Source organism: Parapedobacter soli (genome assembly GCF_025460835.1).
GTDB classification, from domain to species: Bacteria; Bacteroidota; Bacteroidia; order Sphingobacteriales; family Sphingobacteriaceae; genus Parapedobacter; species Parapedobacter soli.
The window spans coordinates 1-25,134 of the sequence record NZ_JAMXAY010000060.1; the positions used below are offsets into that span (position 1 = coordinate 1).

The 25,134-nt window shown below is 49.2% G+C and carries 18 protein-coding genes; 4 read left to right on the plus strand and 14 right to left on the minus strand.

All coding sequences use genetic code 11. The annotated features are described in order from the left end of the window. The 5 genes from NGM62_RS18660 to NGM62_RS18680 form a co-directional block, all read right to left on the minus strand. The coding region (locus NGM62_RS18660) for an MBG domain-containing protein (RefSeq protein ID WP_262249810.1) at positions 1 to 215 on the minus strand (215 nt) is incomplete at its 3' end. Positions 216 to 223: 8 nt separating this feature from the next. Next, complete coding sequence (locus NGM62_RS18665; RefSeq protein WP_262249811.1) at positions 224 to 7,129, minus strand: MBG domain-containing protein; 6,906 nt, start codon at positions 7,127 to 7,129, stop codon at positions 224 to 226. A gap of 122 nt (positions 7,130 to 7,251) precedes the next feature. Then, the gene (locus tag NGM62_RS18670; RefSeq protein WP_262249812.1) at positions 7,252 to 8,223 is read right to left on the minus strand and encodes a cation diffusion facilitator family transporter; all 972 of its coding nucleotides are present in this window, start codon (positions 8,221 to 8,223) and stop codon (positions 7,252 to 7,254) included. Positions 8,224 to 8,381: 158 nt separating this feature from the next. Further along, positions 8,382 to 9,575 (minus strand): hypothetical protein, encoded by a 1,194-nt coding sequence (locus NGM62_RS18675; RefSeq protein ID WP_262249813.1) that lies wholly within the window; start codon positions 9,573 to 9,575, stop codon positions 8,382 to 8,384. Positions 9,576 to 9,680: 105 nt separating this feature from the next. Next, positions 9,681 to 12,416: a TonB-dependent receptor gene (locus tag NGM62_RS18680; protein WP_262249814.1), complete on the minus strand. Its 2,736-nt coding sequence runs from the start codon at positions 12,414 to 12,416 to the stop codon at positions 9,681 to 9,683. A 277-nt stretch (positions 12,417 to 12,693) separates the two neighbouring features. Between NGM62_RS18680 and NGM62_RS18685 the strand changes: the two genes are divergently transcribed. The 4 genes from NGM62_RS18685 to NGM62_RS18700 all read left to right on the plus strand — a co-directional run bounded on the left by NGM62_RS18685 (position 12,694) and on the right by NGM62_RS18700 (position 16,117). Next, entirely contained in the window at positions 12,694 to 13,359 is a 666-nt protein-coding gene (locus tag NGM62_RS18685; RefSeq protein ID WP_262249815.1) for an ABC transporter ATP-binding protein, read from the plus strand. Continuing rightward, positions 13,356 to 14,669: an ABC transporter permease gene (locus tag NGM62_RS18690; protein WP_262249816.1), complete on the plus strand. Its 1,314-nt coding sequence runs from the start codon at positions 13,356 to 13,358 to the stop codon at positions 14,667 to 14,669. The genes NGM62_RS18685 and NGM62_RS18690 overlap by 4 nt, the downstream gene beginning before the upstream one ends. Positions 14,670 to 14,678: 9 nt before the next feature. After that, the gene (locus NGM62_RS18695; RefSeq protein ID WP_262249817.1) at positions 14,679 to 15,158 is read left to right on the plus strand and encodes a hypothetical protein; all 480 of its coding nucleotides are present in this window, start codon (positions 14,679 to 14,681) and stop codon (positions 15,156 to 15,158) included. 107 nt (positions 15,159 to 15,265) lie between these two features. Beyond that, complete coding sequence (locus NGM62_RS18700; RefSeq protein WP_262249818.1) at positions 15,266 to 16,117, plus strand: universal stress protein; 852 nt, start codon at positions 15,266 to 15,268, stop codon at positions 16,115 to 16,117. Positions 16,118 to 16,124: 7 nt separating this feature from the next. Here NGM62_RS18700 and NGM62_RS18705 read toward each other — a convergent pair whose 3' ends face one another. The 9 genes from NGM62_RS18705 to NGM62_RS18745 form a co-directional block, all read right to left on the minus strand. Then, a complete protein-coding gene (locus NGM62_RS18705; RefSeq protein ID WP_262249819.1) occupies positions 16,125 to 16,832 on the minus strand; it encodes a 16S rRNA (uracil(1498)-N(3))-methyltransferase in 708 nt (235 codons plus the stop codon). 11 nt (positions 16,833 to 16,843) lie between these two features. Then, entirely contained in the window at positions 16,844 to 18,157 is a 1,314-nt protein-coding gene (locus NGM62_RS18710; protein WP_262249820.1) for a hemolysin family protein, read from the minus strand. Next, the gene (locus tag NGM62_RS18715; protein ID WP_262249821.1) at positions 18,157 to 18,708 is read right to left on the minus strand and encodes an inorganic diphosphatase; all 552 of its coding nucleotides are present in this window, start codon (positions 18,706 to 18,708) and stop codon (positions 18,157 to 18,159) included. The genes NGM62_RS18710 and NGM62_RS18715 overlap by 1 nt, the downstream gene beginning before the upstream one ends. Positions 18,709 to 18,726: 18 nt before the next feature. Then, a complete protein-coding gene (locus NGM62_RS18720; RefSeq protein ID WP_262249822.1) occupies positions 18,727 to 19,383 on the minus strand; it encodes a DedA family protein in 657 nt (218 codons plus the stop codon). A 114-nt stretch (positions 19,384 to 19,497) separates the two neighbouring features. Next, a complete protein-coding gene (locus NGM62_RS18725; protein WP_262249823.1) occupies positions 19,498 to 19,908 on the minus strand; it encodes an HIT family protein in 411 nt (136 codons plus the stop codon). A 149-nt stretch (positions 19,909 to 20,057) separates the two neighbouring features. Beyond that, a complete protein-coding gene (gene greA / locus NGM62_RS18730; RefSeq protein WP_262249824.1) occupies positions 20,058 to 20,531 on the minus strand; it encodes a transcription elongation factor GreA in 474 nt (157 codons plus the stop codon). Between the two features lie 130 nt (positions 20,532 to 20,661). Further along, positions 20,662 to 21,357 carry a response regulator transcription factor gene (locus NGM62_RS18735; protein ID WP_262249825.1) on the minus strand — a complete coding sequence of 232 codons (696 nt, stop codon included), beginning with the start codon at positions 21,355 to 21,357 and terminating at the stop codon, positions 20,662 to 20,664. Positions 21,358 to 21,444: 87 nt separating this feature from the next. Then, positions 21,445 to 23,109 (minus strand): sensor histidine kinase, encoded by a 1,665-nt coding sequence (locus tag NGM62_RS18740; RefSeq protein ID WP_262249826.1) that lies wholly within the window; start codon positions 23,107 to 23,109, stop codon positions 21,445 to 21,447. Next, on the minus strand, positions 23,106 to 24,902 hold the full coding sequence (locus NGM62_RS18745) for an alpha/beta hydrolase family protein (RefSeq protein WP_262249827.1): 1,797 nt from the start codon (positions 24,900 to 24,902) through the stop codon (positions 23,106 to 23,108). The genes NGM62_RS18740 and NGM62_RS18745 overlap by 4 nt, the downstream gene beginning before the upstream one ends. Positions 24,903 to 25,134 lie beyond the last annotated feature (232 nt).

Genomic DNA, 25,134 nt, shown 5'->3' on the forward strand with positions numbered 1-25,134 from the left:
AACGTCGCCGTTAGTTCCAGGGATTCATAGTTGTCGCCGCTGATCATGGCCTTCACCTCCTGGCTGCCCGCGGCAGTGCGGCTGTTATTGGTGAAGCTTACCGTAGTACCGGTAGGCTGTGTGCCGACGAGCACCAGCGACTTGGCCGTGCCGTCGTAGGTAAAGCTACCATCGGCCAGCGTTACGCCCGTGATCACTGCCGGAGTAACGGTCAACGTCGCCGTTAGTTCCAGGGATTCATAGTTGTCGCCGCTGATCGTGGCNGCACCAGCGACTTGGCCGTGCCGTCGTAGGTAAAGCTACCATCGGCCAGCGTTACGCCCGTGATCACTGCCGGAGTAACGGTCAACGTCGCCGTTAGTTCCAGGGATTCATAGTTGTCGCCGCTGATCGTGGCTGTGACATCCTGGCTCCCCACCGCCGTGCGGGTGTTTCCGGTGTAGCTTACGCTGGTGCCCTCCGGCAGCGCACCGCTAATAGCCAGTGCTTTGACCGAGCCATCGTAGGTAAACGTACGATCCGTTAAGGTGAGCCCGGTGATGGGTGCCTTTTCGATAACCAGCGCCGCAGACAACGCGTATTCGTCGCCATCAGCCAGGGTCACTAAAGCCGTTACCATATACGAGCCCGCAACAGTGTGTCCATTATTGGTATAAACCACTGACGCGTCATCAGGCATGTTCGATACCATCAGTCGGTGTTCTGTACCATCATAGGTAATAGTCCGGTCTGCAAGCATCGTTACTTCGACAGGCGCAGGCCCGCCGTCAATCACTAAGGTAATCGTAGCCGATGCCGCCGCATAATTGGCGGATTGCTCCGCATTGACGGTAATCGCATACGTACCGGCTTCAACAAATGACTGGGCGGGCGAATAGGTCAATTCCACTTCGTCGTGATTCAACGTGGCCAACGCTGACTTCGGTGTGCCGTCATAAACGTGCTGTTGCACAGCGGCGGCCGTAATCACAGCAGCAGCCCGTTCAATGGTCAGCGTACCGGTAACCGTTTCGGTAGTATATCCCGGACGGGTGACGGTGGCTGTAACGGTATACACGCCGACGTCTACCAATTCGTCGATGTCATAAGCCACCGCCGCATCGTCCGGGAGGTTTTCCACGGCTAACCCATGCGGCTGCCCGTTGTATATTACGGTACGGGAAGGCAAAACGTAATCACCTTGCGCAGAGCGCGGATGGATTACCAATCGTACATTACTGAATGCTGCCGTATAGTTAGCACTTTGCATTGCACGTACCGTGATATCGTACGTGCCGGGCAATGTATAACCCTTGGCCGGGAGGTAATCCAACTCAACTTCATCGTGGTCCAAGCTGGCCACTACGTCTTTCACGTTACCATCATAGATGTGCGTTTGGAGCACCTCTGTGGTGATAACGGGTGTTGCCCGCTCAATCGTCAATGTTCCCTCGAACACGGCATCCGGCTCGCCCGGCATGCTCACCGTGGCCGTTATCGTATACACGCCTACATTTACCGGTCCATTATTGGTATACGACACCTCAGCGCCAGCCGGTAGGTTCACTAGGGTCAGGTGCTGCGGTTCGCCGGTGTACACCACGGTAGCCGAGGGTAGGTGTACGGCTTCCGTGGGAACAATCCGCAGGGTAATCGTTCGCGAAACCGCTGTATAGTTGGGCGTCTGCGGCGCGGTAACAATGATCTGATAGGAGCCCGGGGTTACATAGCCGGTCACCGGTGAATAAGTAAGCTCGGTTTCTTCGTGGTTTAGCGTTGCCGCCACCCCGATTTCGCCGCCGGTATATGCGTAAGTCTGAACAGCATCGGCGGTGATGACTGCCGATGCCCGGTTAATAATCAGTGTTGCAGTCAATTCCACTGGGCTCAGACCCGGTTGTGTCACGGTAGCTGTTACGGTATACGTCCCTACGTCAGTCTGCCCATTCCCCACATACGTCACGGTGGCGTTTGCGGGCAGGTTTTCCACGGCTAAGCTATGCGCGCCGCCGTTGTAGGTCACCGTCCGCGAAGGCAACGACAGCTCGTTGGTCTGCTCAGCAGGCTCGATGATCTGCGTAACCACGAGATCCGCCGCTTCGTAATTTAAACTTTGGTTCACCCTTACCGTGATTTCGTACTCGCCAACGTCCGTATAACCACGGTCTACCGGGTTATAGATCAACGGCGCCTGTGTATGGTTCAATGTAGCCACGATTTGATGCAGCTCGCCGGTATAGGTATACGTTTGGACGGCATCAGCCGTAATCACCGAGGGCGCGCGAATAATGCGCAGGTACCCCTGGTTCACAATGAGGTTGTAGTTATCACCGAACGTGAAGGTCCCTTTTCGCACCGGATAAACCTGCACATTCTCCCCCGGCTCTCTTTCGAATGCGCCGGTCGGCCCATCGCCATCCACCAAGCTCCCATTGGTTACGGCGTAGTTGTAATCTTCCGGGTCGGCCTCGCCGTATACTTTTTGGTGGTCACCGCCAATGGTTATGGCCACATTTCTGGGCGTAATGGTCAGCGTACCCGTCAGCACGGCAGGCTCGTAGTTAGGCCTATTCACCGTGGCGGTAACCGCGTAGGTTCCCGCACCAACATGATCGTTTCCATCGTAGACAATGGTTGCATCGGGCGCGGCCCCGGTCACGAACAGGCTATGCACCTCGCCATCATAGGTGACGACCCTTGACGCCATTTCCAGCGCACCTTGTTGCCCCGGTTCGATGACCACCTGCACCGTTACCGATGCCGCTTCGTAATTGTCGCTTTGCGCAACCGACACTGTCACCTCATGTTCGCCCACGTTGGTAAAGCGATCCGCTGGATCATATTGCAATTCCGCTTCGTCGTGATTCAATGTGGCAGCCACCAGTTTATACCCACCATTATAGGTGTGGGTTTGTACCGCCGAAGCCGTAATTACCGACGGTGCACGAGTGATGGTGAGCGTAGCCGTCATTTCAGCATCCGAATAAATCCCGCCCCCGTCAATATGAGCAGTGACCTCATAAACACCAGCGTCCGTCTGCCCATTATTGGTATAGGTCACGGTCACACCATCGGGTAGTGTCCCCGTCAGCGAGATAGTCTTCGGCGTACCATCATACATCACTTCGCTATCCGTAAAGGCAATGCCGGGCACGTCTCCCGCCCCTGTGGTAAAGCCCCAAACGTCGCTCCAAGCCGTTAACTCCCCGTCTACGATGGCCTGTACGCGCCATGCATATAATATATAATTACCTTGCAGCGAGGTTACTTCCAGGGAGGTTGTCGGCGAATTGGCACTGAAAAAAGGTGAATCGAAATCACCCCCTGCCTCAATCAGCCGCACATGATATCCACTGGCCCCATCAACGGTCTCCCATTGCAACATTACCGGCCTTTCCACATTGTACGCACCGTTGGCAGGAGCAACAAGCACCGGACCATCCGTCACACAATCGGCCGCTTTGTTATCTCCACTGAAAACCCAGTGGCGATCATCGATAAGCGATTGCCGCGCGGCTTTGCCGGCGCAATACGTCAGTTGATCGGCGCCAAAGGGTACATCATCCTGCACATCCTGCTCCGCCCAAGCCATCAAAATCGCATCGTAGTTTGCCGTAGAGAGCCCGGCGCCGTTGAACATCAACGCCATGGTTTCCACATGGGTTACGTCCCATGCGGCTAGCGACTGATTGAAACTGACGGTCTGCTGGAACATCTGTGACATATCTTCGATGGTCGAGACATCCCAATGCCCAATCGGCGAATCAAATGCTCCGGCACCCATCAACATCTGTTTCATCGATGTCACGTTGCTGAGGTCCGGCGCGTCGGTGGCGCTCATTGCCATGTTGGCAGCGCCAGCGAATGCAGCTTCCATGGAGTGCCATGTGATATCCCCCCACTGCACCACATCCAAAATCTTTTGCCGATCGCCTGCATTGTTGAAATAGATCCGCGGGAAATCACCGGATATCCGCACGTTGTACGTCCCCGCTGCCAGATAAGTATGTGTAAGACTGGCCACATCGTCGCCATCCTTCCAGGTGGTTATCGCACCGTCTCCCCAATCGATTGCCATGTCGTAGCCCGTCCCGGTAATCGGAATCGTGAGCTGATCGTCATTAGACGTTCCTTCATTATCCGTTTTCCAGGCAGTAACGAAAGGCCTATACACCGTGCCACTATACTCCAAGGCTCCCATGTCGATCCGGCCATCGTACAAGCGCGCTGCACCTGTCACGTCCCAATCGCCCGCCTGTACCGGATATCCTTCCGTATTGGTCTCCGGGTCACCACTGTTTATGGCTACGCTGGTTGACGTCAGCGAAAAATCACCCTGCTCTGGGTCGGTAAACCGCGGATCGGTGGCCGCTCGCGAAACACCGCCCTGGTATGTGCCCACAATACTGTAGTTGATTGTCGGCGAATTCACCGTATTCTGGTTCACCAAATCATAGTCGGCAGCGCCCCCGGCATTCCCATAGACAATCGAATTGATCAAGCTGAGCTGGCCCGACGAGGTATTCATGATGCCATCTCCCGTATTATTTGGCGATTCATTCTCCGCGACCGTCACATTGGTCAAGGCAAGCACAGACGCCGAATTGTAAATCCCACCTCCATACAAATTGGACGTGCTGTTGTGGTGAATCAACGAATTGCGTACGGTTACAGCGGAGCTGCTATTCACGTATAGTCCACCGCCAGAATTATCTGCGGTATTTTCCGAAAACGTAACGCGTTCGAGGGTAGCTGCACCGCCAAATACCGCCATCCCACCGCCGTCCAATGCATGGTTATCCATCAGCTGTATACCGGTCAGCTGCGGATGTCCGCTTCCCGAAATGTGGATGCCACCACCTCGTGTATGCGCACCATTATTGCGAATGATCAGATTTCGTAATGCCGGGCTGCCATTGATGATATGGATACCACCACCAAGCCGCCTACCGACCGTGCTTCCATTCAAGGCCAACCCACCACCGGAATCGCCTATTTCGCTGGTACCCCCCGTAATGGTAAAACCGTCAAGGGCGGCATCCCCGACATCCCCGGCAGCAATCACCACATGGTATGCATCGCCGTCAGAATGTTGTCCATTGTTATCCAGATCGCCGGATAAAACCGACGTGTTCAGTGTACCTAGTACCCGCTGCGCCAGCTGCTGTTCGTTACCCGCAAAACCACCGTAGAGCTGCACATCGGGCGGCAGCACGAATGCCTTGTCGCGGTTTACCACACCATTGCCGGCGCGATAGGCGGGCCTGTACACCCCTTTGGCAACCCATATCTCTTCGATGGTGGTCAGCGTGCCACTATGGATCAGCTGCAGCGCTTCGGCCAGTTCACCCAGTGCATCGTCCCAATTGGAGCCGGTACCCGTGGCCCCCTGCATCACATATAGGCGCGTTTGTGGCGCATTGGGCTCACCCTGGAACTCATAGGCACCTAAATCGACAAAACCCGCATTGTAGAATCGGGGGTGGCCGTCCAAATCAGTGACGATCGCCGACAGGTCGGGCGTTTGTGTGGCCCCATAGTACGTCCCGATACCATGATCCAACCCCAAGCTCGACGATTGTAGCCGGTAGTTGCCCGCTACCGTTGGCGCATCGGCAAAACCGACAGGAGCTACAAATTGCGGATCGGTTTCGGAACTATTGGAATAACCGAAAGTCGGCAACATTTCCTGCACAAAACACCGATGATGCATGATGATCCGCTTGCCCGCCGGTAGTTCGTAATTAATACCCGAACTGTTTTCCCAGATGATGCTGTTGCGCAGCGTGGGTGCCTTGGCGTCCCCGGTATCGTCAACATCCGAAAGCGAATGGATACCCCCTTTCCCATTGGCATCCAACACGTTTCCGGTAGCCCGGTTTCCGGCAATGGTTACGTTGGTGTATACAGATTCGGACCGGTGGGAAAATACACCGCCGCCGAAGCCGCTGATCCCACTTCCTCCCGTTCCGCCATCCGCAAAATTACCGGCGATGAGTAAATTCGTATAAATCCCTTTCGACACGCCCCGCTCATGGATACCGCCGCCTGCAGCAGCTTGGTTACCACGGATTGAACTATTGGTCATCATCGGGAACGAGCCCTCCAAAAACACGCCGCCGCCCCATACCGACTTATTATTGTGGATATTGACATCGTCGAAGCGGGGCGCGGCAGCATTGCTGATGCGCACACCGCCGCCTTCCAGCCGCAAGCTTGCCGGATTATCCACACCATCTGTCGTATTGTCGGAAATAGCACCCCCGGTTATCTCCGGGTGACACCCATCGATGAACATACCTACCCCCTGCAAGCCCGAGTTGTTTCTGATCGATAGGTTCTCGAACACCGGATTCGGGTTTCCTGCCACCGGCTGCCCCTCCATATAAATTCCTGCTCCCTCCCATGCCCTGTTGAGCTCAATGTGTAAGTTGCGAAGCACTGCAGAACTGCTGTACAAGTAAATGCCTGCCCCTTTGGTGCGGCGCGTATAGGCAAAAAAACTGTTAACGTCGGCGTTTCCCCCCATAATGAGAAAACCATCCAATCCCGTTTCCGCGTTGCCCAAGCGAGAAGTCACCACGTGATGAGCGTCGCCTGCGGAAAGCATGTTGTTGTTATCCAAATCGCCCGAAAGCACACTTGCGTTCGTGCCGACCGTTAGATCCCGGGCTGCCAACGTCACTTCATTCCCGGCAAACCCGCCGTAAATCATCACACCCCGTGGAAGTTCGAATGTCCGGTCCCGGGCGGTAACGTTGGGCGATGCCATGGTATAACCCGATGGCAAGCCGGTCGGTTTATAGATGCCGCCCGCCACCCAGATCTCTCTGATCACGGGATTGGCCGTTGTATTCAGTTGCACGCTCAATTCAATCGCGTCGGACAACTCGCCTAGCGCATCATCCCAGGACGCGCCCGATCCGGTATGTCCCTTGCGAACATACAGACGCCCGTCGTGGAAATCGTCCACGTGTGCAACCGGCATAATGTCTAATCCGATACTCTTTGTCGTTACGGGTAAATGGTTCCGTTCAGCGGCCTGCAATACCAATGGAGCTATAAAGCAGGCGGCGACCAACATCAGCCAGTTAATAACAGCAATACAATTTAACACCTCGCGGTGGCCGTGGTAGTGTTTCGTTTTCATGGTTACGGTATAGTAATTATTCAATACCGCTAAGGTATATGCGATGCGGACTACCGCTATCTACGAATACCCGTAATCAAAAAAAATCCATGAATTCATAGAGGTTCAGGGCTAGGCCGCTGTCAAATGTGCTTTTCGTTTTTGCTGATGATGCTTTTGTCCCAAACCACGTCCCTCTGTTGCGGTACGCTGCGTATGGGGCAGTCCTTCACCCGGCAATAGGAACAGCAATCGGGAATACACGGATCGGCATGGATAAACAACTCCGTATCGGCATGCAAATGGGTGTTGATTAGTTTGTCAACGGCGGACACCTCATCGTGCACCCGGCTCAAGTCGTAATAATTAGGTAGCGTTACGTGGCAATCGATGTGCAGCTCGTGCCCATATCGTTGCACCCGGAGGTTGTGCACATCTATCCATTCGTCTTCGCGGTGCCTTTGCAAGATTGCTGCAATCTCGCTGACCAATTTGGTATCCGATTCGTCCATCAACCCCGCGATGGATTTTCGGAGCAGTTTATAGCCACTCCAAAGGATATATAATCCCAAGCCCAGCGAAAGCACAATATCGATCCACACCATGCCGGTGAAGTACATGACCAGCAGGCCCACCAACAACCCTGACGTACTGTAGGCATCGGTTTGCAGGTGTTTGCCATCAGCTTGCAGGGTTAGCGAGTTGAGCACACGGCTTTGCCGAATCATATAGGTACCAAGGGCAAAATTAGCTACCCCCGTAAAGGCAATCAGCCCCATACCGCCCATCAGGTTACCCACAGGCTCGGGAAAAAAAATCTTATACCCAGCATTACCTACGATAAGCACACCGGCAATAAAAATGAGTCCCCCTTCGAGGAAGACAGAAAAAAACTCCACCTTGCCATGACCATAGGGATGATTGCTGTCTTTCGGCCGCGCGGCAAGGGTGATGCTATAGAATGCAAAGCCAGAGGCCACCACATTAACGATACTTTCCATCGCATCGGTCAGTATCGCATTGGAGTTGGTAAGCAGGTAGGCTGCAAACTTTACCAGCATCAATACGATACCGGTAGCTAGCGCAACACGAATGATGTTTTTCTGTTTGTTCAAAACCCGGGTCGTTTCTGCAAAGGTAGTCAAATTGGTCGTAACAGGTAGAAAATAGACGCGGAAACGGACCCGATAAAAACATCTCCTAACGCTTTGAATAAATAAAAGGAGGCTGTCTCTATGAGACAGCCTCCTTAATTTCTATGATGGAGACCTGACTAATCCAATCCTACTGTCCAGCCTTTTGCCCACTCAGGCACGTCGGTACCAGCACCGGCACCGGTGGCATTTGCATTTTCCGTAAATATAGCGCTTACGTCTGCCGCACTACCATCGGTTTTCTTGCCTTTGGCCTTGGTACCTACATTAACGAACCGCACACCGGTCGCTTTCAAGGAACCATCGCCTACGAAAGAGATGCCTTCATCATGCTCAACATCGAAACCTGTAGCCCAGTTAGCCAGAACCACGTTTTCAAAGATCGCCTTGGTGCCAACACGCAGCTTCATAGCCTGCGGCTCAGGGCTACCGGCATCGCCATTGCCAATCAGCGTTAGGTTTTTGATAGTCGGGTTTGAAATGGGCGTAGCCGTGTGGTTGTTACCGTTGTTATCGGCCTCAATACCACGGTTCCCGTTATTGGTGCGGATACCATACCAGTTTTCACCATTGCCATTCCAGCCTTCTGTCCAGTCGAACAGGTCGTCACCCACTTCGGCTGCGTAATTCGTAACAATCAGGTTCTTCGCATCCACCGTACCACCGAACCATTCAAAACCATCGTCAGAACCTTCGTGGACCTGCACATTCTCGATAACGGTGCCTTTACCCACACCGAAAAGTGAAAGCCCATTAAATTCTTTCTCACTGTTGTACGCAAAACCGGAATATTCAATCCGCAGGTATTTAACGGAACCGGAATTATCATTCACGTTGGAGCCACCGTAGTCTAGGTCGCCCACTTCCGATTTTGCCGTTTCACCCTTATTAATAGGTGCAGCCCCACAAAGTACAAGACCACCCCAAGCTCCGGGTGTTTGCTTCTGCGAGGTGAACACAACCGGGTTACTAGCAGTACCCTGTACATCGATCTGTGCACCGCGCGAAATCCCGATATACCGGACTTGCGAATGCTGGTCTGCTGCTACTTCGGTAGCTTCTACCTTAACACCGGCCTTGATAACCAGCTTGGCTCCTTCTTTGACAACCAGTGCGCCGGTAAGCTTATAGGTTCCTGATTCAAGGACTACCTCACCTTCGGTGATTTCACCTTTTAGGTCGTCGCGATCGACAACGAAGCTCTTATCCGGCTCCGGTTCGGGATTTTCATCGTCGCTGCACGAGGTCACAACCACGGCACCCATCAGTGCGACGATACCCACCATCCATCTAAACGTCTTTTTCATTTCCATGTTCATTCTTTTTATATCTCTGAATTTTACTACAAAGTTGTGTCTTAACGGTAACCTATCTGTTAAGTGAATGTGATTAAATCGTTAATCGGCTTTATCAATGAATCAGAACCGATAATTCAACCCCAGTGTGAAGAATCGTCCTTTTTGATAGGTAAATACAGGCACATGGCCACTTGCATTCTCCTGTACCCTACGATACTCCGGATCGAGGATATTCCGTACCAGTAAGTCAACACCTACACGCCGATTGATTTTGCTCCGCACAATGAAATCGAGCGTACCTACACCGCGGTCTACAAGATTCCCCTTTTGTTCGTTGCCCAATGCATAGATCTTATCCGAAAAATAGGAGTAAGCAACGGTTGCCATAACGTTACCATCTTGTTGCCAACGCTTCGAGTAGGTCAGGTCGGCATTGACCAGCAAGTCCGAAGCTCCGGCAAAACTGGAACGGGTATGGGTAGGCCGCACATCAAAGGCTGTTTCGCCTCGAACTTTGTCAATATCAATCTTCTGATCGGTATTCATGTAGGCAACATTCAAACCCACCGAAAATAAGTTCCGGTCACGGTCCCAACGGATGACGTCTTTCTTTAGTTCCAGTTCCACGCCAACGACCGTACCGGCTTTGCCTATATTGACGTAAGAAATATCATTGGCAGTTGCAGCTACGTTGATTTCACTGATGGGGTTCTGGATGTACTTACCAAAGGTCGACAATGATACCAGTTCTGACGATGACGGGAAAAGCTCCCATTTAAGATCAAGGTTGTAATTGTCCGACGGATATAGGTGTGGATTACCACGGCGCGGCACCGTACCATCGTCATACACGAATGGTGCGCGCTCCTTGAACTGGGGTAATGTGTACGTTTTGCTGGCGCCCAGACGGAGGTTCTGCTTTTCACTCAATTCGTATTTCAGATTCAAGCTGGGCATGAATGGGGTTTTGGTCAGGGCATTGCTGTTACCCGGATCGAAATGAGTGACCCATTCAACGTCTTGGCGGATGTATTCATACCTGGCACCCACAACGGAAGTCAGACGATCGGTCAAATCGTACTCTAAACTAACAAAACCAGCATGCGTCTGTTGATCGCCAGAATAAGTCTGCGGCGATTCGCCGAAAAACGCACCAATAGAGAATAAATCCCGCTCATAATTTTCCTGATTGTAAAAGGCATCCAGATTATTCGGGTCAACGATCGACATCCGGTCGTTAACTTCGAAATTGAACTGAATCGATTCGAAATCACGTTTTTTGATACGTCCTTGATATCCCACACGGAGTATACCCTCTGGCGCGTCGGCATTGCCGAGTTTATAACTGCCGTTTAGGTTAACGGCAAATTCATTTTCGCCCAACCGTTGATTAAAGCGGTTATTATCGGTATCCGTACTTTGCGCGTTCACGTAGCCTTGCCCGTCAATGAACCGCAACGTGTTCTGTACCCGGTCAGGCATAGCATAAGCCACATGGTTTGCCGATACGCCCCAATCCACATCGATCCGGTCGCTCAGCTGGTGCACACCCAATAACTGATTGACGAACAATCTATTTTGGGCATAGGATCCTAATCGGCGTAAGCCGGTACCGCCTTCGGTAATGTCCCTGAAATATCCATTGTAATTATCATTCCACTGATTGCTGCTGTTTACAAACAAGAAATTATAGGATACCTTATGCTTGGGATTGAGCACGTAACCAACATTCAGTAACCCGGTGGTGTTGGTTTTGTACCCAAAGCGTTCCTGGTCGGCCCACCGTATCCGTGCACCTTGGGCACTGACATCGCGATTGATACCTTGGCGGTATTCGAACCCATTTCCGAAACTTGCCGTAGCGAAGAAATTGAGCCGCCCTTCATTACTTACATTGAACGACTTGCCGCCGACTAACCGCACATCGGCCGGGTACGGGCTACGCGACACCGGATTGGCGCTGTTGGTAAAGTTAAAACCGCCCAGCGGATTCTGAGGAATAGTATATTCATCGAAGCCCCACTTGCTACCACCCGGAAGCAGCAGAAAGTTATCTGCCCGCGAAACCGCATTAGAGTTTAATGTGGACGACACCGAAACCTCAAACATGCCATTACCGGAGTAATTTTTCGAATAGATATCGATGTTGCCCCCTCCAAAATCGCCGAACATCTTACTGTTATATAGTTTATCAACCGCAACGAATTCAATGATGTCCGTAGAAAACAGATCCAATGCGATATTTTTCAACTCCGGGTCGTTAGACGGTAGTGGCAGCCCGTTGAACGACGTGGTAACATAACGGTCGCCCAACCCGCGGATATACACCTGCGTGCTTCCGTCTTCCTTGGAAATACCCGACATTTTGGCAACCGCAGATGCGGCATCACTCACACCAACACGCGATAACTCCTGCGCACCGATACGCTGAACCACCAGACTGGCTTTCTTTTGCTCGGCCAACAACGCAATATCGCTGCCCCTACGCCGAGTGGTAGTTACTACCACCTCATCCATCATTTCACCCGACTCCTCTAAATGGATATCTAGAATCGTTTCAGCACCGTCTTTAACCACTACCTCATCAACCCGAATAGTGGTATAACCCACGTAGCTTACCTGTAAGGTATACTGGCCCGCGGAGATACCAGTGAGGAAAAAAGCACCATGTTGGTCTGAAATAGTACCGTGGGTGGTGCCAACTAAGCTGACCGACGCGCCCACCACATGTTCGTTGGTCGCCGCATCCCTAATCGATCCCTTGACCACCCCTTTGGGGACCTGTGCGTTTGTGCCTAAAACAGCCAAAATAAGGCTAATAAGCACTAAAAATGTGTTGTTTTTGTTATGTAGCATGGTTTGACTAAAATTCTGTTGCAATAATCCTAACTTAATATTACCTAACTGTTACCAAAAAATGAATGTATGTTTAGATTTATGTTAAAAACATGTTATATATCTTATTATAAGACAATTACAAAAAGAACTTCAACTTACAAAGACGTAACCTGGTTGCCTACTTTATCCGATTAACCACACCTACCATATCACAATAAAGTTGCATTATCATAGTGTGGATTTGAATAGAATAACTTAGGTTTGCGTTGGGTAGAAAACCTCTTTTAATATTAATATGTTACAACAGGATCAATTGAAAACGGTTGCTTCCTTAAGGGGCATTAGGCACCGTTATCCCGGTGGAGAAGCGTTGCAATTTACCGACTTGGATGTTGCGGTTGGGCAGCATACGCTAATACTAGGAGATTCTGGCAGTGGCAAGACTACCTTGCTACATATTCTTAGCGGACTGCTGAAGCCGGTATCCGGGTCGGTGCAAATCGGTGGCCAGGAACTCTACGGACTCTCTCCGCGTAAGCTCGACACTTACCGGGGCCAACATATTGGCCTGATATTCCAAGAAGCCCATTTAGTAAAAAGCCTGACTGTAAAGGAGAACTTATTGATAGCCCAAGGTTTCGCCGGTGCAGAGGTAGACAACAATCGCATTCAGGAAGTACTGGCAATGCTCGAACTGGGCCACAAAGCCCATAGCTACCCAAGCAAACTGAGCCGTGGGCAGATGCAGCGGGCTGCTATAGCACGGGCAGTAGTCAACCACCCGGCTATCCTAGTGGCCGACGAACCTACTGCTTCACTAGACGACCGGAATACCGAGCGGGTATTGGACCTGCTACTTGCCCAAGCAACGGAGCACGGCGCCACACTGATTATCGCTACCCACGATAAACGGGTAAAAAAACGTTTCGAACATACTTACCAAGTGGGAGGTGCGGCATGAACATCCTACAAATTGCTTGGAAAAACATGCGGCAGAGCCCTGCAACCTCCATTTTAGGAATCTTACTCACTGCGTTCGGCACAGGTATCCTTTGCCTGTTGATACTCACGTCGCACCAACTCGAAGAACAGCTCGACAGCAACAGTCGTGGCATTGACCTGGTGGTAGGCGCTAAGGGGAGTCCGATACAGCTTATCCTAAGCAGTATCTACCACATGGACAATCCCACCGGCAATATCAGCCTGGCGGAAGCCCAGCAGCTAGCTGCTAACCCAATGGTTAAATTGGCGGTGCCATTGTCTTTGGGCGACAACTACCGCGGCCACCGGATAGTGGGTACCGATAGTACTTTCTTAGCTCTTTATAACCTAAAACTGGCAGAAGGCAGGTTGTGGCACGACGATTTTGAAGCGGTAATCGGTGCGGAAGTAGCCCGGAAACACGACCTCGATATCGGCGACAAAATTTATGGTTCGCACGGGCTAAGCAGCGATGGGCATGCACATGATGAACATCCTTATACCATTACCGGCATCTTGGCACCAGGGCATAGCATTGTAGACCAGCTGGTTATCTCTAACCTAGCCAGTGTATGGCGCATGCATGGCGACGACGGAGATAACCATTCAGCCGGCGACGAACACGGCCATACACACGATTCGGCGGGCGTCGAAGAACACGAGCACCATCATGGCGAGGACCACAATCATGACCACGGCGACGAACCACAACTCGTAAAAAGTATAATGGGCCACATCGGATCAGGCGAGCGCGAGATCACCAGTATGCTCATCCAGTACCGCAATCCTGCTGCCATTGGCATGTTCCCCCGACTGGTAAACCAGCACTCATCGATGCAGGCTGCCTCACCGGCCTTGGAGAGTGCCCGTTTATTCTCGTTACTGGGTATTGGTATCGATTCGCTCCAGGTACTTGCTTATGTAATTATGTTTATGGCAGCACTCAGTGTATTTATCAGCCTATACAATGCGCTGAAAAGCCGGAAATACGATCTTGCCGTGATGCGTACACTCGGTGCCTCTCAGGCAAAGCTTTTCGGCATAGTGATTGCCGAGGGAATATTACTTACTTTTGTAGGGGCTATTGTGGGAGTTGTGATCGGCCATACTGCGCTCTATCTCATCGGTGCTAGTACCGACGGCTCGGCTAAATTCGTACAAGCCTTCGCCCTACTACCGCAAGAAGGCGGGCTGGTGCTGATTGGCGTAGCCATCGGCTTTGTAGCTGCTTTAATTCCAGCGGTAAAAGCATACCGGACTCCGATATCACACACGTTAGCAGGAAATTAGACACGCACAATGAAAAAATTGATCATTCTCTTAGTTATGGCCTTCGGCATACAAGCTGTAAATGCCCAACAGGACGGGCTTTTCGGTGAGGTACCCGACCATACGCCCATGATGAACGACACGTGGGAAACTATTAACAAGTTGATGTATAAGGTAACCCACAAGGATAACCAAACCATATACACCCCTCATTTTCCGGATGAGCTGAAGGCAATCGACAAAAAGACGGTTACTTTGCCCGGTTACCTTGTTCCGATGAACGGAGGGCGCGACCATGACACGTTCATGCTTTCGGTACTTCCCATTATGCAGTGCATGTTCTGCGGGCAGGGCGATATACCGCCCATGGTGGAGATTTTCATGAAGAAAGGCAAAAAGGTGCGGTTCACCGAAGAACCCATTAAAATAAGAGGAGTGGTGCGGCTCAATGCAAACACACAAGAGGGAAACTCCGAGATACAGGTCTTGGATGCCGAATTGGTCCAATAATCGGACGGCATAAAACCTGATAACGATTAGTGTTTTAGATGACCTTGGTCATTCCGCGACACACATTTTATCGTTATTATTGCGTTGAAACCAAAGATGTTAAATGTATGAGTAAGCAAATATTAGTCCCCACCGATTTTTCACACCATGCGCTGATAGCGGCACGCTACGCAAGTAGTATGGCAAAGCAACTAGGATGGTCTCTGCACCTCATCCATACGTACACACCATTTTCGTCGTCTTTCGCCAACGAAAAGTTCAACCAGGAGCTGCTCGACCATGAAACGGACAAAGCCTATGCGAATATGAGGGCTTTCCATGATGAATTGGCCGCAGAATTCCCTGATTTAGAGATTACCACCTCATGCCTAACGGGACTGCTAGGCGATGTGTTGCCGGAAATTTCGGGGCAGGCAAAAAACGAATTGATCGTGATGGGTACCAAGGGGGCGTCAGGCCTCAAACATGTCATATTGGGCAGCAACACGTTTGAGATCATCCGCAAATCTCCTATCCCAGTACTGGCCGTACCGGAGACACAGGCCGCCTTCCGATGGGAAACAATAGGGTTGCTAACCAATTTCAAGCAATCGGAAATCAACGCCCTGCAATCGGCTGTAGCAATAGTGGGTAGGCCCAAGGGGTTGACCCTATTGCATATGTTTGAAAAAGATAGCCATCGGAACGAAGTTGATTTGACTTCGTGGAAAGACCACATCCAAGACCGCTTAAAAATTAGTAAGATATCCTATAAAGCGGAGAACCTCGTAAACAGGATGGATGTTTGGGAGGACTTCCCCGACTACGTCTTCAATATGGTCGAATCTGAGAATATTGACGTATTGGTGGTAACACAGGAGCGAAAGGGTTTCCTTACGAAATTATTTTCCAGGAACCTAGTCAAAGCGATAGCCCACCAGCTGAAAGTTCCAGTATTCTTTCACAATATAGGCCCATAAAAAGTTGTTATTTATTTAAAATGGCTATCTCGGCACACACCATCAGTGCCGCCGTCTCCGTGCGTAGCCGGGAGTCACCCAACGTTACGGCTGTATAACCCGCATCCATTGCAAGCTGTATTTCCATTGGACTGAAATCGCCCTCAGGTCCAATCAGTACTACGGCAGACTCCCCAGGCTGCATTGAATGGCTGAGGTGCTGTTTTTCTCCGTCGGCGCAATGCGCTATGAAACGTTTTCCTGACGTACTGCCTGCAAGAAAATTGGCAAATCTGATGGCCGGATTGAGTCTGGGCAGGTATGCCCGCTGCGATTGTTTCATCGCTGCCGAAATAACTTTATGCAGGCGATCCAACTTAACGATTGTCCGCTCCGAATGTTCGCTGACAATGGGTGTAATCTCATCCACCCCTATTTCCGTGGCTTTTTCGAGGAACCACTCCAACCGGTCGATACTCTTAGTTGGAGCTATGGCAATATGCAGATAGTAGGGCCGCTTCCCGTCATCCATGCTAACCGAACGGATTTGCAGCACCGTACGCTTGGGGTGGGCATCGGTAATCACGGCCGCGTAACGCCCCCCCTTGCCATCTACCAGTTGGACTTGCTGGCCTACCGATAGGCGCAACACCCGCACGGCATGCTTGCTCTCCTCTTCATTGAGGATAAACGCTTTGTGTTGCGGCTGTATATCCGGTGTGTAAAACAGGTGCAAATCGCTGAATATTATTCCTCATCCTCATCTTCGGAGACCGCGAGCAACTCCAGTTTCACAAACTCGATATTCTGCTGCGTCTTTTTCATGATGATGAAATTGTATCCATGGAACTCGGTATACTCCCCAACATCCGGTATCTTATCAAACAAGTCGCTTACCAAGCCCGAAATAGTATCGTAATCGCTGCTCTCAGGCAATTCTTTCGGCAAAAACTCATTGACATCATGGATGTTCGCGCTGGCATCCACCATGTATTCCGTATCGGATATTTTCTCTACTATGGGTGTTTCCTCGTCGTATTCATCTTGAATCTCCCCTACCAGCTCTTCTACAATGTCTTCGAGTGTTACCATCCCGGCCGTGCCACCGAACTCATCCAATACGATGGCAATCTGCAAGCGCCGTTGCTGAAACTCGGCCATCAAGTCATTGATTTTCTTGGTTTCGGGAATGAAATAAGGCTTCCGGATAATATTCCGAAGTACCAATTCCTTTCCATTGGCGAGGATAGGTAAAATATCCTTGGTATGCACGATGCCTATAATCTGGTCGATGTTGTCATCATAAATCGGAATACGCGAGTATCCTTCTTTGGTAATACGATCGATAACTTCTTTGCCCGAGCAATTCATCTCGATAGCCGAAATCTTAGTCCGTGGCACCATGATATTCTTTACGATACGCTCATTGAAGTCGAATACGTTTTTAATCAACTCATGTTCAACCGTATCTAAGGCACCGCTCTCTCGCCCCTGGTCGAGTAAGTATTGAAGTTCTTCAGATGAGTGGTGTGCCTCGCCAACATTTACCTGGAACCCCATCAATCTAAGCAGCAAGTTGGCAAAACCATTTAAAACCCAAATGATTGGGCGGAAAACCAAATAGAAAAACCGCAATGGGAGCGCGATACCCATGGTGGTACCCACAGGCCGCTGAATTGCGATAGATTTGGGGGCCAATTCACCAAATACGATGTGCAACACGGTGATGATGCTGAATGCCAATACGTGCCCGAGATTTTTGGCTACACCCCCGGTAAGCTCAACATTGAACCAACCGAAAACGGTCGCAACGATGTCGGTCATCACGGCTTCACCAATCCAGCCCAACGCCAGCGACGATATGGTAATGCCTAATTGGGTAGCGGCGAGGTAGCCATCCAAATGGCTGGTAATATGTTTGGCTACATGGGCAACCTGGCTACCCGTCTTGATCTTAATCTCGATTTGGGAGGCCCGTACCTTGACAATGGCAAACTCAGCAGCCACAAAAAAACCGTTTGCAAAAACCAGAAAAAATGTCCAAAAAATTTCCCAGCCCATTAAGTCATCGTTAGGTTAGCAAATTCCTTTTGGTACAGATCGATACTTTCCTGAATAACTTGATAGGCGTACGAGCGACCAAAAAGACGTTCAATCGTCACGTTCTTCCGCTCTAAGGCTTTATAATCCTGAAAAAAACGCACGATTTCTTTCATGGTATGCGGCGGCAACTCAGATAAATCGTTGATGTAATTGACAGACATGTCGTTTTTGGCAACAGCAATAATTTTGTCGTCTTGCTCGCCATTGTCAATCATGTGCATCACGCCAATCACCTTCGCTTCGATGATACTCATCGGATACACATCGACCGAGCACAGCACCAAGATATCCAACGGATCTTTATCGTCACAGTATGTTTTAGGGATGAAGCCATAATTAGCCGGATACATCACCGATGAAAACAACACACGGTCCAACTTAATCAGGCCGCTCTCTTTGTCTATTTCATACTTTGCTTTAGACCCTTTAGGGATTTCGATAATGGCATTGACAGACGAGGGAACCTCGTCGCCGGGAGATACTTCATGCCACGGGTGCAATATACTCATGCTGGATAGCAGTTAGGGTTATTTTTTCTGTGTTTCTATGCTTTCCTTGTTGCGTCGCAGCTTCCTCCTGATCAACGCAATCAATATAGGTGTAAATGAAATGGTGATGAAACCAACAATGATATACTCAATATAATGGATTATCTGGGGAAATTCACGTCCCAAAAAAAAACCGGAAAGTGTTAGTGTCACCACCCATACCGTACACCCTGAAACATTATACAATACAAATCTACGGAAATTTAGTTGTACAATACCTGCTAATATAGGAGCAAACGTACGGATTATCGGCACGAAACGTCCAATAATTAAAGCGGCACCACCATATTTATGGTAAAATTCTTCAGCCATTACCACATAACGGCGCTTAAAAAGCCAGGTCTCCTTACGTTTGAACAGTACCGGTCCAGTGCGCCAACCAAACCAATAACCGGTGAAATTCCCTAACACTCCTGCCGCAAAGAGCCCTAAGCACAATGTCACGATATCCACATCCAACATCCCCGATGCACAGAACAGGCCAGCCAGGAACAACAGGTAATCACCGGGAAGAAAAAAACCGAAAAAGAGCCCTGTCTCGGCAAAAACAACAAATACAACAAGATAAAAGCCTCCGGACCGTAGTAATGCTTCCGCATCCAGCAACTGTGAAAAGGAATCCCAGAACTCTAGCATATCTATCAGTTACAAACTTACACAAATTGCCCTTACCACCCAAACACTTTAATAAGTCTCAACACACATTTCGAACGCTGTATTACACCGTAATAGCCCGGTAGTACCCCTACTTCAGCGTTGGGTTATCGCTAGAATAGCTTGTTTTATGGCTTCTGCACTTTCGGCAAATTCTGCTTGGCTCAACTTAAGCTTAGGCCGGTTGAAATCGATATCACCGACGTGGTTGATCGGTATCAGATGGATGTGTGCATGGGCCACTTCCAAGCCTACCACAGCCACTCCGATTCGTTCACAGGGATACACGCGTTCAATACCTTGTGCCACAAGTTTAGCAAAAATCCAAAGTCCCATGTATTCATCATCCTCAATGTCAAACAGGTAGTCGGTCTCCCGCTTGGGAATGACCAATACGTGCCCCTTAGCTAAGGGGTTGATATCTAAAAAAGCAAGGTAATCATTGCTTTCGGCTACTTTAAAAGCAGGTATTTCGCCAGCGATGATCTTAGAAAATATAGTAGGCATGTTTTATGATTGAAAAATAAATGAATCATTACATCACAAAAGTAAAAAAAAACGGCTGTTTGTGAGAACAGCCGTCTACGATATTATTTCAGCGTATTTGCTTTCGGTATGTGCGGTTATGGCAAACCCGCACATAACCGTCTCATCATTTACCTGGAAATATCCAGAATCTCCAGCTCTACTTGGCCTGCCGGCACCTGTATCTGCGCCTTATCACCTATGGATTTACCAAGTAACCCCTGGGCAATGGGCGACTTAACCGATATTTTACCGGCTTTCAAGTCTGCTTCAGTCTCAGACACCAATTGATAAGTCATGACACTCCCGTTTTTCACGTTCTTGAGCTTCACGATAGATAGCGCCAATACTTTCGAGGTATCTAGGGTAGATTCATCGATTACACGGGCATTGGCCAGACTATGCTCTAATTTCGCAATCTTGGCTTCATGCAGTCCCTGAGCATCTTTCGCTGCATCATATTCAGCGTTTTCAGATAAATCTCCCTTGTCCCGTGCTTCGGCGATAGCCTTAGCTATTTTTGCCCGGCCCTCCGTTTTGAGATATTGCAACTCGTCCTTGAGTTTTTCCAATCCCTCTTTGCTGTAATACGTTATATCTGCCATAATATATGAATTAAATAAGTCAAAAAAAGAAGCAAGACCATACCGCCTATGAGGTATGGCCTTGCTCAATTATCACGAAGATAGAGAATACTTTTTTAATAAACAAAAAAAGTACAGAATACTTTATCTGCTAATTCGGATTGTCCACAAACTTATATCCCATCCCTCTTACCGTCTGCAAAAAAGAGGGTTTATCCGCATTGGGCTCGATTTTTTTGCGTAAGCGGACGATATGCATATCGAGTGTACGCGTGTTGACATTGGAACTGTACCCCCATACGACTTGCATCAACTCATCGCGACTGATAACGCGACCGATATTCTGCAAGAAATACAGTAAAATACGGTTTTCTAGGATCGTCAGCTCGATTTTCTTTCCATCGCGCACCAGTGAATGGATGTTAGGGTGATGTTCGGTCCCACCGAACACATAAACATCGGCCCCTTGGTTATTGATGAAGTATTTGATTTTGTTTTCAATCATAGCGACCAGTACATCCATACTGAACGGTTTGGTGATATAATCCGACACGCCGAAACTGTAAGCATCGATTTTATCGATATCCTGCGATTTTGCCGTCATCATGATTATCAGGTTGTTAAATCCAGCTTTCCGCAAATCAGCACAAACCTCAGCGCCTTGCTTACCCGGAAGCATCCAATCAAGGAGCACTATATCTGGCTTCTGCTCCAGTATCAGCCGTTCAGCTTCATCGCCGTTCCCTGTTTGCACAACCGTATAATTCTCAGATTCGAGGCGGTGCGCCACAAGAAAACGCAGGTTTTCGTCATCCTCGACGATAGCTATTTTTATGTTTTTATACATATCTCCTATACGACTATATTTCAAGAAAAACAAAAGTTAAAACCCAAAAGTAAGAAGTTAAAACTCAAAAAAAGAACAACAAACCAATCAATCCAATGGAAATACGATACTGAAAGTCGTCCCTTTATTCAATTCACTATCTACCGCGATACTCCCGCCCATGAAGTTAACCAATTCTTTGCAAAACGCAAGCCCCAAACCTATGCTACCTTTTTGGTTATACTGGCTCTGTACACGATAAAACTTCTTGAATATATGCGGAAGCTCCTTCTGCGCAATACCAATGCCCTTATCCGAAAATTGCATGGTCACTTGCTTCTTCACTTGGGTAACCCGAATATCCAACACCTTTTTATCGGGTTTGGAATACTTGTACGCATTGTCAATTAAATTCTGAAATATACTGCCTAGCAAAACAGGGTCTGCATAGAGCTTCTTTTTTACGTTTACGTGGAACCTCACAGCTAAATCCGGGTACTTAATCTTCGTAGCTGCCAATATCTTATCACAAAACTCGTGCAAATCGACTTCTTCCCTTTTCATTTTAATCGATTTGTTCTCGATCTGGGTAAAAGACAGCAGTGTATTCATCAGGTTATTCAGCTTGTCTGCCTCTTCATCCAATATCTTCCCATAGTGGCGTCGTTCATTATCCGACAGCTGCTTGGCACTGAAGATATTGTTTCCAGCAATTTTAATCACGCTCACGGGTGTCTTGAATTCGTGTGTCAGGTTGTTGATAAAGTCGTACTGCAGCTTAAACATCCGCTTGTTTACATAAAGATTGCGGTAGATCAAATAGGCTACGATAGCCAGCAGCAGGTATATACCCACCACTCCCGCCATCACGGGGAGGAAGCGCCGGTTGATCTCCGACCGCAGGAACGGCCGGCTGGAACTGAAATAAATCTTATAGTCGGCCAATGCGCCGGGTAGCGGGGTTTCTGTGGTCAGTAAATTAGGATCGGTATCGATCAATTCATAGACCAACGGCTGTATCTGAACCTGCTGGTACAGCTCCGGCACTGTATTGGTAAGCGACAGCTTGTTCGGATTGATAAAATACGTCAGGACATCCTGTTCATAAACCGCACCGGGCACATGCTGTCCGTACATCAGCTCTTTGTATGTCTTGACATCATCGCGCCGCGGGATATTCATATATGATATTTTGCCCGGCGTAACCGAATAAAACACTTTAAATATGTCTTCGTCGTGAAAGGCTTTAGCCGTATCTACCCGTTCGATATAAGCTGCGAACTTCACGGCCATATTGTTAAAATCGTCCGAAAGCGATAGCGGCAATTGCTTATCATGGTTCACCACAGATGAATTGTCTGGTTTACCGCACGCGTTGAATTGATACACCCCTTTAGGGTATATCACAAGATTATTGGCCGAGAAACCATAGTGGATTTCCTCATTATTGCTCAGCGACACGTCGTAAAACACGATCCGTTCTACGAAAGGATACGCACGCAAAACACTATCGGCATATATCGCCACGCCCGTCGAATCCAAGTAGCCCTGATAGAACGAAATCTCAGGTATACGGTTATGGAAAAAATCATTGAAGGGTGCGATATTATACTCAAGCACCTCGACTTTACGCGATGAAAATTCATTTTCGACATACGTAACGGTGAGGTCGCGCGCGAGAAATATGGCTAGGACAAACGATGCAATCACAACGACAATAAAGGCGCTAACCAAGATGTAGTTTGCGCGGTAGGTATTGCGTTGGCGAGTCATTTCAAATACTTTTCGAAAAAGGCACCCAAATCATGGTAAAACTGTATCCGGTTCTCTTCGTTGCGGAAATAACGCCCCTCTTCCTCACGCAACATATAGGTAACGGGGATATTCCGTTTCCTGAGTTTTTGTACGAATTGATTGGTCTCGTTAACTGCACTCCAGCTGTCTCTACCCCCTTGGGCAATAAACACAGGTATATCGATGCTCTCCGAATGGAACACCGGCGACATCGCTTTTATCAATCCGGGCTCCATCTCGGGGTCACCGATAATTTCGTAATACATCTGCAGGTAAGGCGTAAGGTGTGGAGGAATTTCCTTGAGGTACGTAAATAAGTTGGTAAAACCCGAATAGGACGCAGCGCACGCATAGAGGTCTGAATTGAAACATGCTGCGTGCAATGCCGAATACCCGCCGAAGCCAGCCCCGTAGATACCTATCCTCGACGGGTCACCAATACCCTCGTTGATAAGCCACCGCACACCATCGGTGATATCGTCTTGTATTTTACCGCCCCATTCCTTGAACCCGGCCGACCAAAATGCTTTTCCGTATCCCGATGACCCCCTATAGTTGACCTGGAAAACGGCGAACCCCCGGTTTGCAAAAAACTGCACCACCGGGTTGAATCCCCACTTGTTTCGGGCACTGGGTCCACCATGCGGGTATACAATCACCGGCACTTTCCGCCCCTTTGCATGGGGAGGCATGGTTAAGTAACCCTGTATTTGGCGGCCATCGCGCGCATGGTACGTGATGGGCGTCATCCCGGCAAGCATGCAATCCCGCAACGCAGGGCTATTGTCCGTGAGCTTCACCAGCGTATCCGTCATCATATCGTAATAATAGATCGCCCCAGCATCTTTATCGGTAAATGTCCGAACGATGAACCTATTGCGCGCTGTATCCCGGTCAAGTATATCCACTTCGTAACCAGCGAGTTTTTCACCGATTTTAACATACACGTTTTGGGTTTTGTTATCGAAGAAATGGCGCTGTTGCTTCCATGTTACATAAGTAGCATATGTCATCTCGCCGCGATCGCTCGAATAACCTCCGTGGTCGATGTCGACATCAGGATGATTGTAAATCAGCCGTACCTCATCGCCGGTTTCCATATCGATTTCAACCAGTGCCAGTTTATCCCTGTTCAGATTGGACAATGCAAATATATGGCTCCGCTTCTCCGCGGAAAACCCGAGTGGCATGATCGAGTTTCTGAAGCTATTGCTCATAATGGGGCGAAATGGTTCGCTTTCACTATCGCGGTACAGCATCGTTTCCTTCACACTGTCACTTGCCAACGCCAACCGCAATTCCCCTTTTAAATCAGCGTACCATCTAATGATATTACCCGGGTTCTTGGCGACAAGTTCCTTCTCGCAAGCATCAGTACGGATCCTGTAGACGTCAAACACAGACGAATCACGCTCGTTGAGCGAAATCAGGATGCTGTTATTGATAACTTTGGTAGGCGATATCCAACGGAGCTTCACCGCCGAGGGAGGCATCAAATGCCTCACGGCCAACGTGGATCGATGCACAGCAAATATCTGGAGGCTATCACGGTGTTTGTCTTTGGTAAATACCAGTTCATCGTTATTTGCCCAGAAATAAGATTGTATGCCCCATTCGGTCTCACTCGTGACACGCTGCATCCCTTCTTCTTCACCGATCTTTAAAACATAGATGTTTTTTTGATTATGATATAGTCCAAGGTAAGCGATATAATCACCACTGGGTGATATCTGGAAATTGGTTTTCTCAGGTGTAGAAAAAAAATCTCCCACGGGTGTTAAACGTCTTTCCTGGACATCACAGCCGGTTAAGAGACAAGAAACCGCTACGGAGACGGCTAAAAATACAACAGTGCGCAGCATAAATACAATATTCCCTTCACTGATTCGACCAAAGGTGGAAATTTTTGTGGTAAAAGGCAGCTATGCAACCTTAATTTTACATGTCTAAATATCTGAATTTAACCCGGATTATGCATTAGAATAAATGAGTTTAGGGGGTAGC